The following is a 16,073-nucleotide window of genomic DNA, read 5'->3' on the forward strand; positions in this document are numbered from 1 at the left end:
GGGTGGGATTAGGGTAAATGAGCAGCACTATCGATCGAGCCATGCTCGAGGCCGTGTTCGAGTCGGACGAGCTGATCACGTCACCGGAGAGCGTTCTCGGGCCCGTGTCGGACGCGGACGCCAGGGATGTCCTGGGAACGCTGGGCATTCCGGTCTGGGAGAACCCCTGGTTCGATCTGGACGACGGGATCGGCGAGCGGCTCGAGCGGGTGGAGACACCGCCGGAGGCGGACGGCTGGATCCTGCTGGGAATGATCCCCTATGACGACATCGCGTTCGATCCGGACACCGGGAAGGTCTACTGTCTGCCGCAGGACGGAGAAATCTACCTGCTGAACAGCGGACTGCGGTCGTTCGTTCATTTTCTGTACCTGCTCCAGGTCGAGAGTCCGAACTATGACTGGGAATCCCATGGGAAGGAAGAACTCGAGACGGTGCGGCTGCGTGTCCGGGAAGCGATGAGTTCCGTGGACCCGGCCGCTCTGGAGAACCCGGAATCCTGCTGGTTCGATGTCCTCACGTACATTGTGGATCCCGAACACCACTTCTAGTGAGGAGCGCAGACGCGGTGCCTGACGACGGACCAGAGCGATCGATCGCCGGGATTTCCGTGCCGGTGCAGGTCGGGCCCTACTTCGTGACCGACCACCGTGACCCGGTACCGCTGGTCGAATACGCCGCCTCGGCCGGGGTCCGCGTGTCCGACGAGGAGTACGCGGGCTGGGCGCGGCTGGGCGGCGACGGCGGCTTCCAGCTCTGTGCCGACGCGGACGGGGCGGTGTGGGCGGTGCTGCTGGAGTTCGACGAACCGAACCGCTTCGTCAACTCCTCGCTCCAGGCGTTCGCTTCCGGCCTCGCGGAGGCGCGCGAGGCCCTGCGCGTCATCCTGGGTACGGACCGGCCACAGGTCGCCTCGGCCGCCTTCGACCGGCTGCGGGAGCGGTTGGGCACACAGGATCCGCGGGCGTTCGCCGAGCGGGAGAACTGGTGGCCGCTGGTGCTCGACGACATCCGCGACACCGCCGCCGTGGAGTCGTACGCGGCCTTCGAGTACGTCGACGCCATGGGCGCCAAGCAGATCGTCACCCAGTCGGGCGCCATCGCGCTGCACCCCGAAGAGCGGCTGTGGAACAGGCTGAGCGCGGCCGGCATCGAGCCGGAACAGGTCCTGCGCGTCCACACCGACCTGGCCCCCTGCTTCATGCCCGGCCACTACTGCTCCCTGTGGCTGGCGCGGGTGTTCCCGGAGGCCCAGTTGACGCACCACTTCCCCTACGGCGAGTCGGCCGACTCGCGCGCGGAAGGCATCCGGCTGCTGCGCGAGAGCGCCGAGAGTGAAGAGGCCGCCGAGAGTGAAGAGGCCGGCCAGTGAGCATGGCGCCCGTGCTCGGCGGACCCGACATCACCGCCTGGCCGCCGCTGGAAGGGGTCACCGCGGCCCATGGGCCCGCGCTGCTGGACTGGGCGGCCGACAGCACCGAGGGCCGCGCCAGGGTCTGCCTGATCCGCGGGACCCGGGGCAGCGGCAAGAGCCATCTGCTGACCTGGTTCCTGGTCGGCTCGGCCGGACACCCCCGCACCACCGCGCACGCGACGATCCCTTCCGCCGGGCTGTTCACCGACGCCTTCGCCTGGGAACTGGGCCGACAGCTCGGCTACGGCCCCCTGTCCCCGGATCGTCTGCTGGAGCGCCTCACCGCCGATCCACGCCCCCTGCTGCTCCTCGTACCGGACCTTCACCTGGCCGGGCGCGGCCCCGCCGACCGGCCCACGGCCGATCCGGCGGCCCTCACCGAGGAGTTGCTCCTGCCGCTCCTCCGGCTGCCGCAGACCCGCGCCGTCGTGGAGGTCGGTGACACGGACCTCCTCGATGCCTGGGCGGGCGCCGAGTCCATCGACGTCGGCGACACACCCCACGGGAGTTTCGTCCCACCCGAGCTGGTCCTCGGGGGCGAAGACCTCATCGCGCGGGTCCCCCGCACCGACGACGGCCGCCCGCGCTGGGACCTGGCCACCGAGGCCGCCCGCGAACACGCCTTGGACCAGGCGCTGCTCTCCCCGGACACGGGCCACATCGTCCGCGCGCTGCTCGCCGACCCGGGGTTCCTCGTCCATGGTTCCCCCGTGTCCCTCGCGGCCTGCCTGGCGGACGAACGCATCCCGGCGCCTCGGGGCCTGCGGCAGGTCTGGCAGGAGGCGGCCCCGCAGCTGTCGGACATCGAACACGGCACCGGTCAACGCGCCGCCCTCCTCCACACCGCAGCCCTGGGGGCGAGCCCGGACCTCGCCGCATACCTTCTCCCCCTCGCCGAACAGCACCTGTTCACGGCCGTATGGGCCCGTCCCGACGCGGCCGTGACCGCCCTGGCGTCGACGCCCGGCGACGGAGGAGAGCTGCTCGCGGCGGATCCGCTGGGCGGTCTCACCCTCCTCGACCCGACGACCGGCCGCAGCACCACCGCCGTCGTCTCACCGAGCACCGCCCGCCCCGACGGCATCGCCGTACGCCGTGACCGGTCGCTGCTGCTGCTCACCGACACGGGTGCGCTGCGCCCCGTCATCACGGACACCGAAGGAACGGCCGCCGGTGTCCTCGGCCACATAGCCGCCCACCACGGGCACCTCACGCTCCGGCAGCCCCGCAGGCGACCGACGGCCCTCGGGCAGTGCCCCCGCACCGGAACGACGGTGGTCGGCGACGAACAGGGCAGCGTGCACGTCTGGGCCCTGGAGACCTACCATCCCACCCCGCACTCACAGGACCTGCACAACGCCCCTGTGACGGCGGTGACGTGTCTGACTCTTTCCGACGATCGGCACACCCTCGTCATGAGCGCGGCCATGGACGGCACCGTCCGGCTGTGGGCGACCTCCGCCGGTCCCATGCCGGAACCCGTCGAACGGCGGCCGGCCCTCGTCACCGCCATGACCGCGGTGGACAGCGCCGACGGCCCGGTTCTCGCCGTGGCGTGGAACGACGCGAGAGCGCACCTGTGGCATGTGCCCACCGGCCGCGTGCGCGCGATCCCCCTTCTCATGCGGTGCCGGGCCCTCGCCCTCTCGCCCGACCTGCGTCTCACGATCGCCGGGCCCGACGGCACATACGCCCTCCGCCTCGACGCTCGGCGGCTCTGGGACTGACCGGAGGGGACGCGAACACACCTGGTCGTGGACCGTCCTACGCCGAAGAGCGGGCCGGGATCGTCCCCCGGCCCGCACTTCACGCATCGTCGGTTCGTCGGTCGTCAGGCGTCAGGCGTCAGCCGAGGAGCTTGCTCGCCAGCGTGGCCGCGTTGTACGAGCCCCAGCCGGTGGTGAAGTCCCAGCCGCCGGCCGCGGAGTAGGCGCCGTTGCTGCCGCTGGTGATGTCGTGGAAGCCGGTGCCGCTCGCCGCGTAGAGGGCGGGGTTGGCGAAGCCGAGGTTGGCCTTGCCGGCCGCCGCGGCCTGCTGGTTGTAGAGGGCCGCGAACGCCGCCCACTCGGGGGCCGCGGCGCTGGTGCCGCCGACCGAGGACCAGGAGCCCTGCGAGTAGATCGAGACGCCGGGGCTCGGGTTGGCGTGCGCCGAGACGTCCGGGACCTGGCGGTAGCCGCCGCCCGCGCTCTTCTGGACGGCCGTCTGCCAGCTCGGGATCTTGAAGACGGAGGACTTGCCGCCACCGCCGCCGGACCAGGCCACCTCCTTGCTCCAGGCGTTGGCCGAGGTGACGGTCAGCTTGGTGCCGCCGACGCCGGTGACGTACGGGTCGCTGGCCGGGTAGTCGACGGAGGTGCCGCCGTCGCCCGCGTCGTCGGAGCCGTCGTCACCGGAGGCCGCGTAGAAGCCGAGGCCCTCGGCGGCGCCCGCCTTGAAGACGGCGTCCACCGCGTTGATGTTGGAGGTGGTGCGGGCGCTCTCGGCGGCGCCCCAGCTGATCGAGGTGGTCGGGATGCCCGAGTCGACGATGGCCTGGTAGGTGTCGACCTCGCCGGCGTCGGAGTTGGGGCCCTCGAAGACGGTCACGTTCGCCTTCGGGGCGATCGCGTGCAGGACCTCGATGTCGAGCTCGACCTCGACCTGGCCGTCACCGAGCGCGCCGGAGCCGCCGTCCACCTTGGACACGGTCGGGGTGGGCGAACCGAGGCTGTAGTTGGTGTCGTACTTCGTGATGTTGGACTGCTGGAAGCCGTCGAACTCCAGGAGCGCGATCTTCTGGCCGCTGCCGGTGTAGGTGCCGGAGACGTTGTAGCCGCCCTTGAGCTGGGCCGGCGTGTAGCCGCCGCCCGGGCCGTTGTGCGGGTTGACGGTGCGGGGCGTCGCCGTGTGGTGCAGCTGGGCGCGGTTGTTGAGGCCGGCCACGTCGGTGACCAGGGAGGCGATGGAGGCCGGCAGGGTCGGCGCGCTGTCGTTGGCGTAGAACGCGCGGCCGGACTTGGCGTCCTTCCAGGTCGACAGCTTGGTGCCGAAGGCCTGCTCCAGCTGGGCGGCGGTGCCCTTGGCGTCGACCAGCAGGTTGCCCGAGTGGACCGCGGTGACGGTGAGGCCCTGGGCGTGCAGGTACTCCCTGAGCTGCTTGACCTCGGCGTCGGTGCGGCCGAAGCGGGCCGCGAACTGCTTCTTCGTCAGATAGTGCCCGTAGGAACTCGACTTCGGGTCACTGACCTTGGCGATGAACGTGTCGAGCGCCTTGCCGCCTCTGGGCGCCAGGCTGATCGCCACCGATATCCGCTTGCTCGCGGCGACCTTGCCGGTGCGGGTCGCGTTCTTGCCCAGACCCTGCAGGACATCTCCGGTGACCGCGGCGCGAGTCGTGTGCGGCGTGGCCGCGTTCGCGGCGTAGGCGGCGGGGACGGCGGCGGCGAGCAGCGCCGGCGCGGCGACGAGACCGAGCAGTTTCAGACGTGACTTCACTGAGGTCCTCCGGAGGGAGAGTGGGGGGTGTCCCGAAAGGGAACGGCTTCACCGTAGGAACAGCGGCCCCACCCCCATAAGCGGGGGAACCCTTGCTTCACGTGTTAACTGCGGATGTCACGTCAACGGCGTGTGTCGAACATGCGCGGTGTGCGGACCCGGCCGGGCTGAGTGACCGTCACCGCCTGTACGACGGGCCGGTCCTGGTCGTCGTCGCCGGAGCTGACGGCCGCCGCTCCGGAGGCGATGACGGCGACCGCCATGGCGTGGGCGAGCGCGGTGCGCGAGCGGACGCCGAGCTTGCGGTAGACCCGCGACAGGGCGCCCTCCACCGTCTTGACGCTGATGAACAGCTCCGCGGCGACTTCCCTGTTGGTGGCCCCACCGCCGACCAGCTCGGCGATCCTCGCCTCCGTGGGGGTGAGTTCGGGCCCGCCCGCGCCCGCCTCCGGGGCCTCCAGCCGGGTCAGCTCGTCCCTGGCCCGGGCCGCCAGCGGGGCCGCACCGATCCGGGTCGCGATGTCCAGCGCCTCGGCGAGCGCGGTGCGCGCCGCGCTTCTGCGGCGGGCCCGGCGCTCGACCGTGCCGAGGGCGATCAGGGTGCGGACGAGGTCGACGGGCAAGGGGAGTCGGCGCAGTCGGTCGATGGCGGTACGCAGTCGTACGGCCCCCTCCTTCGCCCGTCCGAGGCCCGCCTCGCGCAGCCCCTCCGCCCGCTCCAGGGCCGCCAGCACGCTCCCGGGCGCATCGCCGGTCGCCCGCTCGCGGGCCTCGCGGAGCACCGTCCCGGCGGCGTCGGTCTCACCGAGCACGACCAGGGCCTCGGCCAGGTCGGCGTACCAGTGCAGCAGGGGCGGATCGGCGGCGCACATGGCCTCGCCCAACTCCTTCGCGCGGTGCAGTGCTTCGACCGCGGCCGCGGCCCCGCGCGGGTCTGCGGCCAGCAGCTCGGCTTGTCCCAGCACGGCCAGCGCACGCAGCAGGAACAGCCGGTCGCCGTCCGCCTCCGAGGCCCGCACCGCCTGCTCGGCGAGGCGCCGGGCCTCGTCGGCGGTGCCGCCCGCGGTCGCCGCGAGTGCCGCCGCGTACAGGGCCGGAGCCGCCTGAACTCCCGTCTCGGTCAGCGCGGTTGAGCAGCGGTCCGCGGTACGCAGCGCCTCCCGGCAGTGCCCGGCGCGCACCTGGATACGGGTCAGCGCCACCAGGGTCGCCATGACCTCCTCGACCCCGGCGAACTCGCCTATCTCCGCGAGGAGTTGAGCGACCCGCTCACCGGCCTCCGGTACCCGGTCGGAGTCCAGCGCGAGGATCGCCCGCATCCGGATCAGCCCCCAGCTCTCCGGACCGGCGTCCGCGCCGCCCACCAGCTTCAGTGCCTCCTCCAACGCGGCGTCGGCGGCGACCGGTTCACCCGCCAGCGAGCGCACCCGGGCGAGGGTGGCGAGCGCTCCGATCCTGGTGTCCGTGTCCCCGGCCCACGCCGCCTGCCGCGCGTGCCGGGCCGCGTCCTCCAACTCCCCGCACAGCAGGCCCCGTACGGCGGCCCAGTAGTGCAGCCAGGCCTCCGCCTCCGGATCGCCGACGGCGTCCCGCAGGCCTTCCTCGATCAGGTCACGGGCGCCCTCCAGCGCCTGTCCGGCGTTGCGCAGCAGGATCAGCCGGGCCCGCACCCGCTGCCGTGCGGAGCCCGAACCGGCGAGCACGGTCTCGGCCGCCCGCCCCGCCTCCTCCAACTGCCCGGCGTCACAGGCGTATTCGGCCGCCGCCAACAGCCGGTCGGCACGGTCCGCCGGTCGGTCGGCGGGGGTGCGCAGGGCGGCGAGGGCGGCGAGTTCGAAGGCGGTGTCGGGGGTGCCGTCGCGGCGGGCCGACTCGGCCGCGGTGAGCAGCGTACGGGCGGTGGTCTCGTCCTCGTGCGGATGGGCGAGGGCGAGATGGCGGGCCTGCTCCACGGGCTCGGTGACCGCACGGGCCAGCAGGGCGTGCGCGGCCCGGCGGCCGTACTCGGGGGCGTCGGCATAGACGGCGGCCCGGAGGAGCGGGTGTCGGAAGCGTACGGCTCCGGTGGCGTCGGCGGTCGCGAGGCCGAGCCGTTCGGCCTGGGCGAGGTCGATGGCGGGGTCGGGAAGGCCGGCGGCGCGCAGGAGGGTGAGGGTGGGGTGGGCGGCGGCGCTGGAGAGAAGGAGGGTATGGCGGCCCGAGTCCGACAACTCCCTTACTTCATCGAGCAGTTGGGCGCGCAGTCTGCGGGGGACAGGGAGTCGGGGCCGGCCGAGCGCGACCGGTGCCGGGGCGCGCAGGGCCGACGCTCGGCCCAACTCCAGGGCGTACCAAGGGTTTCCGGCGGCGGTGTCCTGGATCGCCCGCAGCACGGCGGGAGGCAGCTCGGTGCCGGTGGCGGTACGCACCAGCTCCGCCATCTCGCCGTCCGTCAGCGGCGGCACGGGGAGTTCGACGGTGTCCGGCGGGCAGCAGAGCAGACGCTCCGGCTGCTCGCCCTCGGCCACCCGCTCGGCGGCCACCATCCGGACGCCGAGGCCGCCGACCCGTCGTACGGCGAAGGCGAGCACCTCGGCGGTCGGCTCGTCGAGCCACTGCAGTCCGTCGACGACCAGCAGAACGGGGCCCGTGGCGGCCAGAGTTCGCAGCACGTCGAGGACGGCGAGGCGGACCGCGAGCCGCCACTGGTCGTCGGCCGGTTCGCTGCCGCGCAGCAGGGCCGCCCGCAGCGCCGCCCGGGGCTCGGGCGACAGGGACCGGAGGCAGCTCTCCGGCACCCGTGCGAACAGGTCGATCAGACCGACGAACGGGAGCCGGGCGTCCTCCTCGGCCGGCGCGCAGTGCAGCACCGTGCCGGGCGAGGTGAGGAGGGCGGAGACGAGCGTGGACTTGCCGATGCCCGCGGGTCCGTGGAGGAGCACCCCGGGGCGGGCCGTCAACTCGGCCCGGGCGGTGGCGAGCAGCTCGCGGCGGCCGGTCAACCGCCGTACGCCCATGTCGGTTGCCCGCCCTCCAGCCATCGGATCATCTGTGCATGACAACCCTCAGGGATTCCGGTTGTCAATGACGGCGGTCACGCGCCCGTCAGCCCGTTCGTGCAGGCCGCACCCGGCTCGGGCGTCTGTGCACCCTGCACGTACTTGGCCAGGAACTGCTCCACCCGGGCGTCGGAGGCCGCGTCCACGGTGAGCTGGTGGCCCCAGGCCGACAGCGTGATCGTGCCGGACTGGTCGTCGTTCGGGCTCATCAGCGTGTACGGGGTCCTGCGCACCTTGTCGGCGAGCTTCTTGACGTCGGTGTCGGCGGCGTTGTCGTTGTACGTCACCCAGACCGCGCCGTGTTCGAGGGAGTGGACGGCGTTCTCGTTCTTTATGGGCTTGGTGTAGACCGTGCCGTCGCAGGTCATCCAGGCCTGGTGGTGGTCGCCGCCGACGGGCGGGGTCACCGGGTAGTCGACGGCGGTCTGGACGTGGTCGCGACCGAGCTTCTTGGCGTTCCAGGTCTTCTCGCCGCTCACGGGCTGCCTCGCCTCGGCGGCCTGCCGCTCCTCCTTCTCGTTCGCGTCGTGGATCGCGTACGCGCCCCAGCCGACGAGCCCGAGCACGATGGCCGCGCTGAGGGTGACGGTGATGACGCGGTGACGGCGCTCGCGCCGTCTTTCGGCGGCGCGCATCTCCTCGATACGGGCCTTGCGGGCGGCGGAGGCGGCCTTCTTGCTGGACTTGCTCATGGGTACGTCCTGTCGGTGGAGGGGTGGGCTGCTGCCGGTGCGCGGGCAGCGGCTCAGGTCCGTAGCACCTGGAGGACGTGGAGATCGGGGGCGGCGCGGGCGGGCGGCACGGCGCGGGGGCCGGTGCGGACGTCCGGGGCGGGGACGGGCGGTGTACGGGGGAGTGGTGCCGGGAGCGGATGGGGCGCCGTGCGCGGTACGGCCCGTACGCCGTGCTCGGCATGGGTGCAACACGGGTGGTCGTGGGGGCAGCCGGCGGGCGCTGTCACCGTGTCCGCGGCCCGGGTGACCGTGACCGGGGACGCGCCCTCGGTCGCCCCCGCGGGGGACCCGAAACAGACCACCAGCGTGGCGAGCAGCGCGGCCAGGGCAGGGAGGAGCACCGCGACACGCGTGGTCCACCACGCGCTCCGGGGGCTGTTCCGCGGCCGGCTGCTCATGCCGGTGATGCTAGGCGGTGGCTGTGGGAGCGCTTTCGGCCGGGGCGGACCGCGCTACGACACATTTCTCGGCTCCGGCGTGGCACTCGGTCCTCGTGGCGTGGAACGAGAGCCGAGGAGGAGGGACCCATGCCGGTGTGCGGGGCACGACGATGGACGGTGGTCGCGGCGTGCGCCGCCCTGTTGCTGACCGCCTGCGACGGCGGAGGGGGCGGGAAGAGCGACGGCAAGGAGGCGGGCAGGAGCCCGGCCGACGCCATCACGGTGAAACCGGGCTCAGGCAGTGCGGCCGCCTCGGCCGGGGAGAAGGTGACGGTGCACTCCACCGATGGGCGGCTGCTGGACGTACGGGTGAGCGCCCCGGACACGGACGACTTCGCCGGAGCGCTGTCGGCGGACGGGCACACCTGGACCTCGTCCGCGCTGCTGGCACCCGGGACCAGGTACAGCGTGGTCGCGCACGCCAAGGACTCGGGCGGCAGGACGGTGACCAAGCGGACCGCCCTGCGCACGGCGCAGGCCAAGGGGACCTTCGTCGGCGAGTACACGCCGGAGAAGGGCTCGACCGTCGGGGTCGGCATGCCGCTGTCGATCACCTTCAACAAGCCGATCCAGGACAGGGCGGCCGTCGAGCGCAGGCTCGCGGTCACCACCAGCCCGCATGTCGACGGCGCCTGGAGCTGGCTTAAGGACCGCAACGGCAAGGACCGGATCGACTACCGGCCGCGGAAGTTCTGGACGCCCGGCACCGAGGTGACGCTGCGGATGTCGCTGAGCGGTGTCGACGCGGGAGGCGGGGTGTACGGCACCCAGCAGCGGATCGTCCGGTTCCGGATCGGCAGGGCGGTCGTCGGCACGGTCGACGCGAGCCGTAGGACGATGACGCTGAAGGAGGACGGGAAGGTGCTGCGCACCCTGCCGGTCTCCAGCGGCAAGCCCGGCTACGAGACCTGGAACGGCACCATGGTCGTCCTCGAAAAGGTCCCCAGTATCCGGATGAACTCCCGCACGGTCGGCATCTTCGGGCCCGAGGCCTACAACCTGGGCTCGGTGAAGTGGGCGGTCCGGCTGACCCCTTCGGGCACCTTCGTGCACGCCGCGCCGTGGAACGAGGGCAAGTTCGGGCGGATCAACGCCAGTCACGGATGCATCGGCATGAGTACCGGTGATGCGCGGTGGTTCTTCGGGCATGTCCGACTCGGCGATCCGGTCACCGTCGTCCACTCCAAGGACACGGTCGCCGAGAACAACGGGTTCGGGGACTGGAACGTGGGGTGGGCGACGTGGCGGGCCGGGAGCGCGCTTTCCTGAGAACGGGCGGCAACCTTTTCGCCGCCGGCGGCCACTGAGGGACGGGAGACTCCGCTCTCGGAGCCTCGTACCTGAACGCGCGTTCCCCGATCCCCGTAAGGACCATTCGTGGCGTCCCATTCTCCGCACCGCCGGCCCCGCGATCGGCGGCGCCCTGTTCTCGGTGGTCGGCCCGGCAGTCGGCGTGCGATGCTCGTCTCCGCCGCCGTGGCCGCCGTAGTGCTCGTCGTCTCGCTGGCCGTGGCCTTCCGGCCCGACCATGAGGGCGGCGGTGAGCGGCGTACGGCGGCCGACGCCGTTGCCGCCACCCGGTCGCCGAGCCCGTCCTCCACGCCGTCCGCCCGGACGTCGCCCGCCGCGTCCCCGAGCCGGACGGCACGCGCGGCCACCCCGTCGGCCACCGCGACCAAGGCCTCGGTCCGTCCGTCGGCCAGGAGCACCCCACGGGCCGCCTCCGGCACGGCATCGCTCGCGGGACGGATCAAGCCCGGCGTCACCTACCAGGGCGTCGCCACCCACTACGACGCCGGGAACGGCGACGGTGCCTGCTCGTTCGGGCCGAGTGCCGACATGATGGTCGCCGCGATGAACACCGCCGACTACGAGACGTCGAAGGCGTGTGGGGCCTCTGTGCGGGTGCGGGCGGCGGGCGGGGCCTCCGTGACCGTGCGGATCGTCAACGAGTGCCCCGGGGACTGTGCCGTCGGGCAGATCGACCTCAGCGAGCAGGCCTTCGCCAAGCTGGCCGCGTTGTCGGCCGGGCGGATCTCGATCAGCTGGAGTCTGGTGAGTCCGAGCGACGTCGGCACGTTGTCGGTGCGGTACAAGACCGGGTCTTCCCAGTACTGGTGCGGCGTCCAGGTGCTCGGCCACCGGAATCCGGTGGCGCGGCTGGAGGTGCGGGCCGGGAGCGGCTGGCTGGATCTGCCGCGTACCGGGTACAACTACTTCCTCTCCGAGAAGGGGAGCGGGTGCGGTGGGGCGATCAGGATCACCGACATCTACGGGGAGCGGCTGACCGTCGACGGGATCGCGGTGCGGCCGAATGTCGTACAGGGGACCCGGGTGCAGTTCGCCGCTCACTGACCTTGGCCCTGTTTCCGGCGGGTTTCCCAACTCCCAAGGGCGGACCAGGGGTTGGGAAACCGCCCGTCATGGGGCGGTAAGGCTTCGGTGAGTTCACCGATTCTTAGGCCAATGCTTCTACCCGCATAGACCCTCGCGGTGCTGTCATGCCCACGACTGCCCGGAATTCCCGGGCCGACCGTGGGAGTCCCCCCATGCGTGTCTCGCGCCGTCTCACCGCCACCACCACGTCCCTGGCCCTCGCCGTCGCCGGTCTGATCATCGGCACCGGCTCGGCCGCACACGCCGCCAGCTGCTCGCAGGACTACCTGCCGCTGCCGGACCCGACCTGCCAGCCGGGTGCGTACAACCCCGACGTCACCCAGTCCACGATCGACTCGACGATATGCGTGTCCGGGTGGACGTCCACCGTCCGGCCGTCGAGCTCGTACACCACCGCGCTCAAGATCAAGCAGATCGCCGAGTACGGCTACGACGACACCAGCACGGCCGACTACGAGGAGGACCACCTCGTGCCGCTGGAGCTGGGTGGTGCGCCCAAGAGCGCGCTGAACCTGTGGCCGGAGCCCCGTTACGGCGACACGACCGCCTCCAACAAGGACACCGTGGAGAACAAGCTCAAGAAGTACGTCTGCAACGGCACGGTCAGCCTCGATGACGCGCGGAGCGCCATCGCGTCCGACTGGACCACCGCCCTGGACTCGCTCGGGCTCAGCTGATCTCGACCTGACTGCGGCCGCGCAGGCCGTCACGCAGGCGGCGCAGGTCGTCGGCGGGCCGGCCCAGGCCGTTGAGGCGCAGCCGGGCGGCCTCGGTGCGGGAGTCGCGGTGGACCGTGAAGGCCAGGTCCAGTGACTCGCGCAGCATCCACAGGTCGTAGGCGAGCAGCCGGGCCGCACGGGCCCGGGCCGACACCAGGTCCGGGTCCGTGAGGTCGAGGTCCTGCAGCCGGGCGCACAGACGGTGCAGGGCGATGCTCTGTTGCCCGCATGCGCGAGCCGTCTGCCGGGACAGGGGTCCCGGCTCGCCGCAGGCGGCCACCGCCTCGTCGGCCGGTGTCTGCGCGGCCACCACCTCGTCCAGGACCGCGACGAGGGCCGGCAGCTGGTCGGAGCGCGTCGGGCGGGCGGGCGCGGGGCGGCGCCGGCGGCGTAGGGGAATGCGCATGACTCCTCCTGGTCCTCCCCCAGTGTGCGCCTCACCGGCCGCGAAAGGTGCCCGGCGTCCTCCCCGGCCTGCCCCTGCCCTGGCGGGCCGCAGGGCGGACCTCAGTCCGAGCCGAGCGCCTTGCGCTCGGATTCCGTCAGCGGAGGACCGTCGAGGTGGGTTCTCCTCGGGCCGAACAGCATCGGGAGCAGGATGTCCGGGCTGAAGAGGCGGGTGGCCGGCTTCTCCAGGCTCATGACGTCCAGGAGGGCGTTGAGGGCGCGGGGGTTGCGGGCGGCTGTGGCGACCGCCTGGTCCACGAAGCGGCGCAGGAGGCGTTCCACGGCCGGGGGCGGGGTGTCGGTGGCGCCGGGGTAGTAGGCGTCCTGGCCGACCGCCAGGTCCCAGGCCGCGGATACCGGGCCGGCCGCGGCGCGCTGCAGGCGGCGGGCCGTGCCGGGGGTGGTGAGGGGGGTCGTGCGCAGGAGCGTGCGAAGGGCGACGGCCGACTGCGCGGCCACCGTGATGCCGTGGCCGTAGACCGGGTTGTAGCCCGCGACCGCGTCGCCGAGGACCGTGAAGCCTTCGGGCCAGTGCGGGAGTTTCTCGTAGTAGCGGCGGCGGTTGGCCGTCGAGCGGGTGGTCACCACGTCCGTCAGGGGTTCCGCGTTCCTGATCAGGTCGCCGATCACCGGGTCGCCGAGGGAGAGCGCGAAGGCGGTGAACTCGTCGGCGTCGGCGGTCGGTTCGGCGCCCCGGGTGCCGGAGAGGGTGACGACCCAGCGGTCGTTCTCGACCGGCACGATGATGCCGCCCCGGCCGGGGGTGTTCCCCGGGGTCGCCTGGACGTTGACGATGGGGAAGGTGCCGCCCGTCGCCGTGTCCGGGGCCCGGTAGAGGCGGGTGGCGTAGGCGATGCCCGCGTTCACCTCACGCTCGGTGACCTCGGGCAGGCCGAGCTCCGTCAGCCAGCGCGGGGCGTGGGAGCCGCGGCCGGAGGCGTCGACCACCAGGTCGGCGGGGAGGGTGAGCTCGTCGTCGCCGGTACGGATCCGGACACCGGTCACCCGGTCGGGGTCGCCCAACAGGCCGTGGACCGTGGCATTCTGACGGAGCGTTATACAGGTGTGGGCCAGCACCCGGCGTCGTATCACCGCGTCCAGCAGGTCGCGTGTGCAGATCAGGTTGCGGTGCGGGGTGGACGTGAAGCGGCGGAACCAGATCTCGTTGGGAGCCCGGGACACCAGGTCGCCCATGATGCGCATCAGTCGGGCGCCCTCCGCGACGAGCTCCGGCACCAGACCCGGCAGCAGTTCGTCGAAGGCCCGCACGCCGCCGCTCCACACCATGTGCGCGTGCCGGGACTGCGGGACGCCCCGGCGTGGCTCGGGGCCCTCGGGGAGCGTGTCCCGCTCCACGACCGTGACGTCGGCGAACTCGGTGAGGGCCGCCGCGGCGAGCAGGCCGGTGACGCTGCCGCCGACGACGACGGCGGCGGGTCTGCGGGTGGGGCGTCGGTCAGACATGTGCGCTCCGGCTTTCTGTGCTGGTCACCCGTCGGTGGAGGGTGTCGACGGTGCGGGGGTGGGCGAGTGCCCGGGAGACGGCCTCGATGTCATGGGCGACCGGGCTGCCCGTACCGGGCGTGACACGGCCCGCCGGAGGAGCGTAGGGAGTGCCCGCGCGGTGTGCGTCCAGGGCGGCACGGACCGCGACGGCCCCGGCCGCTCCATGGGCGCCCGCCTCGCCGTGCGCGGTCAGCGCGGCCTCGTACGCCCTGTCGTACAGGCCCTGGTCGACGTACGGGCCCAGCATGCGCAGCCCGTCGTGGATGTGCTGCCGGCGCTGCATCAGACGCAGGTCCAGCGGCGACCAGAAGCCGAGGCGGGCCGGTGCGGCCGAGGCTCCGAGAACGCGTACCGTCCGCGCGAGCGGCCGTAGCCGGTGGTGTTCGCGTCGGTCGCGTATCCAGCGCTGCAGGAACGGGCCCAGTTGCGGCACCAGGAACCCGAGCGCCACCAGGGCGGCTTCCAGCAGCGCGAAGGGCGGGGCGGCGTGGGTGCTCAGGCCGTCCCAGTCGGTGCCCGACCAGCGGGCGCCGATCGCCGTGTACTTCGCCGCGTCGAACAACAGGCCGGTGACGTAGCCGAGTTGGAGGAAGACGACGCCCGCCTTCAGCCAGCGGTCGGCGATCTGCGGGAACCACTTCCACAGCATCCAGGCGGCGACCAGGCACGACACCATGTGCGCGGTCAGGTAGAGAAGGATGTGCTCGCGCATCCACGGGGTGTTCGCGTAGTAGGTGTCGAGGTCGTAGATGCGCGGCTCGGGCGCGTCGGCGAGGAGGAAGGTGCCCCACAGGGCGGCCACCACGCCCGCGTACGCCCAGTAGATGCGGCGCATCCGGCGCGCGCGGCGCTCGGAGGGCTCCTCCCGCCAGCGGATGATCATCGTCAGGCCGGTGGCGCAGAACGCGGTGAGGAACGAATAGGCCCACGGGGAGGCGATGTTGGGCACGCCGGTCAGCTTGTTGAGGCGCTCGATGTTGGCCGGGGTGATGACGACCAGGACGGCTGTCGCCGAGGCCAGCAGCACGGTCGTGGCGCGGACGTCGGGGTCGCGCCAGGCGCGGACGAACGTCGGGAGCTTGGCGACGAGCGCGGTCGCCAGCAGGGCGGTGGGGACCGCGTACGGTATGTGCGGGCTCATCGCAGGAAGCGCCCGCCGCGGTTGCCCATCGACAGGTTGATCCGGCCCTCCACGGTGGCCGGGGTGACCGGGCCCTGCGCGTACCGCCCCGTCATCCACGTCCGCACCTCGCGGCCGAAGAGCAGGCCGAACGTCTCCGCGTCCATCTCGTGGTCGTCGGCCGAGCCGGAGCGGGCCGCCACCGTCAGATACGCCTCGCGGGAGACCTCCGCCGCGGTGAGGATCTGCTCCGCCGCCCGCCGCAGCAGCTCCGGCGTCTGACCGGGGGTGAGGGCACGGGCGGCCGCCGGGCCGGGGGAGTGACCGCAGGAGCCCTGCTCCTCGTGCCACAACTCATGACCCAGGATGACCAGTTGGGCCTCCGGTACGGTCCCCTCCTCCACCACGATCACCGACCGGTCGCCAAAGTCCAGACGCAGACCGGACACCGGGACGTCGGGCGGGAAGGCACGGAACACCAGATCGATCGGCCGGCCGGTGCGCAGGCTCATCGCCCGGCAGAACCCCTCCATCACGGCCCTCGGCTCCGCGGGCCGACCCAGCGACTGCGAGGCCCTCGCGCCCAGGTCGGCGAGCAGGGACCTCATCGCCTTGGTGGTCATCGGGCGGTGTCCCTCCCCTGGTGGGCCGCGATGGCGGACAGCTGTGGTGTTGTGCCTCGCAGCCTATGTCGGCACCCGTGGCCCTCCGCGAGCGGTTATCGGCCAAAAACGATCGTTTATCGGTGCGAGGGCAGGGGGATCTTGGGGTCACGCTCCTC

The 16,073-nt window shown here is 72.4% G+C and carries 14 protein-coding genes; 6 read left to right on the top strand and 8 right to left on the bottom strand.

All coding sequences use genetic code 11. The annotated features are described in order from the left end of the window. The first annotated feature begins 41 nt into the window (after positions 1–41). From ACWC09_RS16525 to ACWC09_RS16535, 3 genes are read left to right on the top strand one after another with little or no spacing between them, the layout of a single operon-like run. A complete protein-coding gene (locus ACWC09_RS16525; protein WP_450851232.1) occupies positions 42–551 on the top strand; it encodes an SUKH-4 family immunity protein in 510 nt (169 codons plus the stop codon). A 17-nt stretch (positions 552–568) separates the two neighbouring features. Continuing rightward, positions 569–1,372, top strand: coding sequence for a nucleic acid/nucleotide deaminase domain-containing protein (locus tag ACWC09_RS16530; RefSeq protein WP_450851233.1), 804 nt, complete (start codon positions 569–571; stop codon positions 1,370–1,372). A 2-nt stretch (positions 1,373–1,374) separates the two neighbouring features. Next, a complete protein-coding gene (locus ACWC09_RS16535; protein WP_450851274.1) occupies positions 1,375–3,141 on the top strand; it encodes a WD40 repeat domain-containing protein in 1,767 nt (588 codons plus the stop codon). A gap of 118 nt (positions 3,142–3,259) precedes the next feature. Here ACWC09_RS16535 and ACWC09_RS16540 read toward each other — a convergent pair whose 3' ends face one another. The 4 genes from ACWC09_RS16540 to ACWC09_RS16555 form a co-directional block, all read right to left on the bottom strand. Beyond that, positions 3,260–4,891: a S53 family peptidase gene (locus ACWC09_RS16540; protein ID WP_450851234.1), complete on the bottom strand. Its 1,632-nt coding sequence runs from the start codon at positions 4,889–4,891 to the stop codon at positions 3,260–3,262. A 122-nt stretch (positions 4,892–5,013) separates the two neighbouring features. Next, on the bottom strand, positions 5,014–7,911 hold the full coding sequence (locus ACWC09_RS16545; protein ID WP_450851235.1) for an AAA family ATPase: 2,898 nt from the start codon (positions 7,909–7,911) through the stop codon (positions 5,014–5,016). 53 nt (positions 7,912–7,964) lie between these two features. Then, positions 7,965–8,621 (bottom strand): DUF3105 domain-containing protein, encoded by a 657-nt coding sequence (locus ACWC09_RS16550; protein WP_450851236.1) that lies wholly within the window; start codon positions 8,619–8,621, stop codon positions 7,965–7,967. A 53-nt stretch (positions 8,622–8,674) separates the two neighbouring features. Next, positions 8,675–9,061 carry a hypothetical protein gene (locus ACWC09_RS16555; RefSeq protein WP_450851237.1) on the bottom strand — a complete coding sequence of 129 codons (387 nt, stop codon included), beginning with the start codon at positions 9,059–9,061 and terminating at the stop codon, positions 8,675–8,677. A 129-nt stretch (positions 9,062–9,190) separates the two neighbouring features. Between ACWC09_RS16555 and ACWC09_RS16560 the strand changes: the two genes are divergently transcribed. From ACWC09_RS16560 to ACWC09_RS16570, 3 genes are all read left to right on the top strand, one after another. After that, positions 9,191–10,372: a L,D-transpeptidase gene (locus ACWC09_RS16560; protein WP_450851238.1), complete on the top strand. Its 1,182-nt coding sequence runs from the start codon at positions 9,191–9,193 to the stop codon at positions 10,370–10,372. A 189-nt stretch (positions 10,373–10,561) separates the two neighbouring features. After that, the gene (locus ACWC09_RS16565; protein ID WP_450851239.1) at positions 10,562–11,458 is read left to right on the top strand and encodes an expansin EXLX1 family cellulose-binding protein; all 897 of its coding nucleotides are present in this window, start codon (positions 10,562–10,564) and stop codon (positions 11,456–11,458) included. 194 nt (positions 11,459–11,652) lie between these two features. Further along, the gene (locus ACWC09_RS16570) at positions 11,653–12,177 is read left to right on the top strand and encodes a hypothetical protein (RefSeq protein WP_450851240.1); all 525 of its coding nucleotides are present in this window, start codon (positions 11,653–11,655) and stop codon (positions 12,175–12,177) included. Here ACWC09_RS16570 and ACWC09_RS16575 read toward each other — a convergent pair. The 4 genes from ACWC09_RS16575 to ACWC09_RS16590 form a co-directional block, all read right to left on the bottom strand. After that, entirely contained in the window at positions 12,170–12,625 is a 456-nt protein-coding gene (locus ACWC09_RS16575; protein ID WP_450851241.1) for a hypothetical protein, read from the bottom strand. The two genes, ACWC09_RS16570 and ACWC09_RS16575, sit on opposite strands and share 8 nt — an antisense overlap. Positions 12,626–12,726: 101 nt before the next feature. Then, positions 12,727–14,130, bottom strand: a complete 1,404-nt coding sequence (locus ACWC09_RS16580; protein WP_450851242.1) for an FAD-dependent monooxygenase — start codon at positions 14,128–14,130, stop codon at positions 12,727–12,729. Continuing rightward, positions 14,123–15,313, bottom strand: coding sequence for an MAB_1171c family putative transporter (locus ACWC09_RS16585; protein ID WP_450851243.1), 1,191 nt, complete (start codon positions 15,311–15,313; stop codon positions 14,123–14,125). Before ACWC09_RS16585 ends, ACWC09_RS16580 begins: the two co-directional genes overlap by 8 nt. Further along, positions 15,310–15,915: a toxin gene (locus tag ACWC09_RS16590; protein ID WP_450851244.1), complete on the bottom strand. Its 606-nt coding sequence runs from the start codon at positions 15,913–15,915 to the stop codon at positions 15,310–15,312. Before ACWC09_RS16590 ends, ACWC09_RS16585 begins: the two co-directional genes overlap by 4 nt. Positions 15,916–16,073: the final 158 nt, after the last annotated feature.

Source organism: Streptomyces sp. NPDC001617, assembly GCF_053596855.1.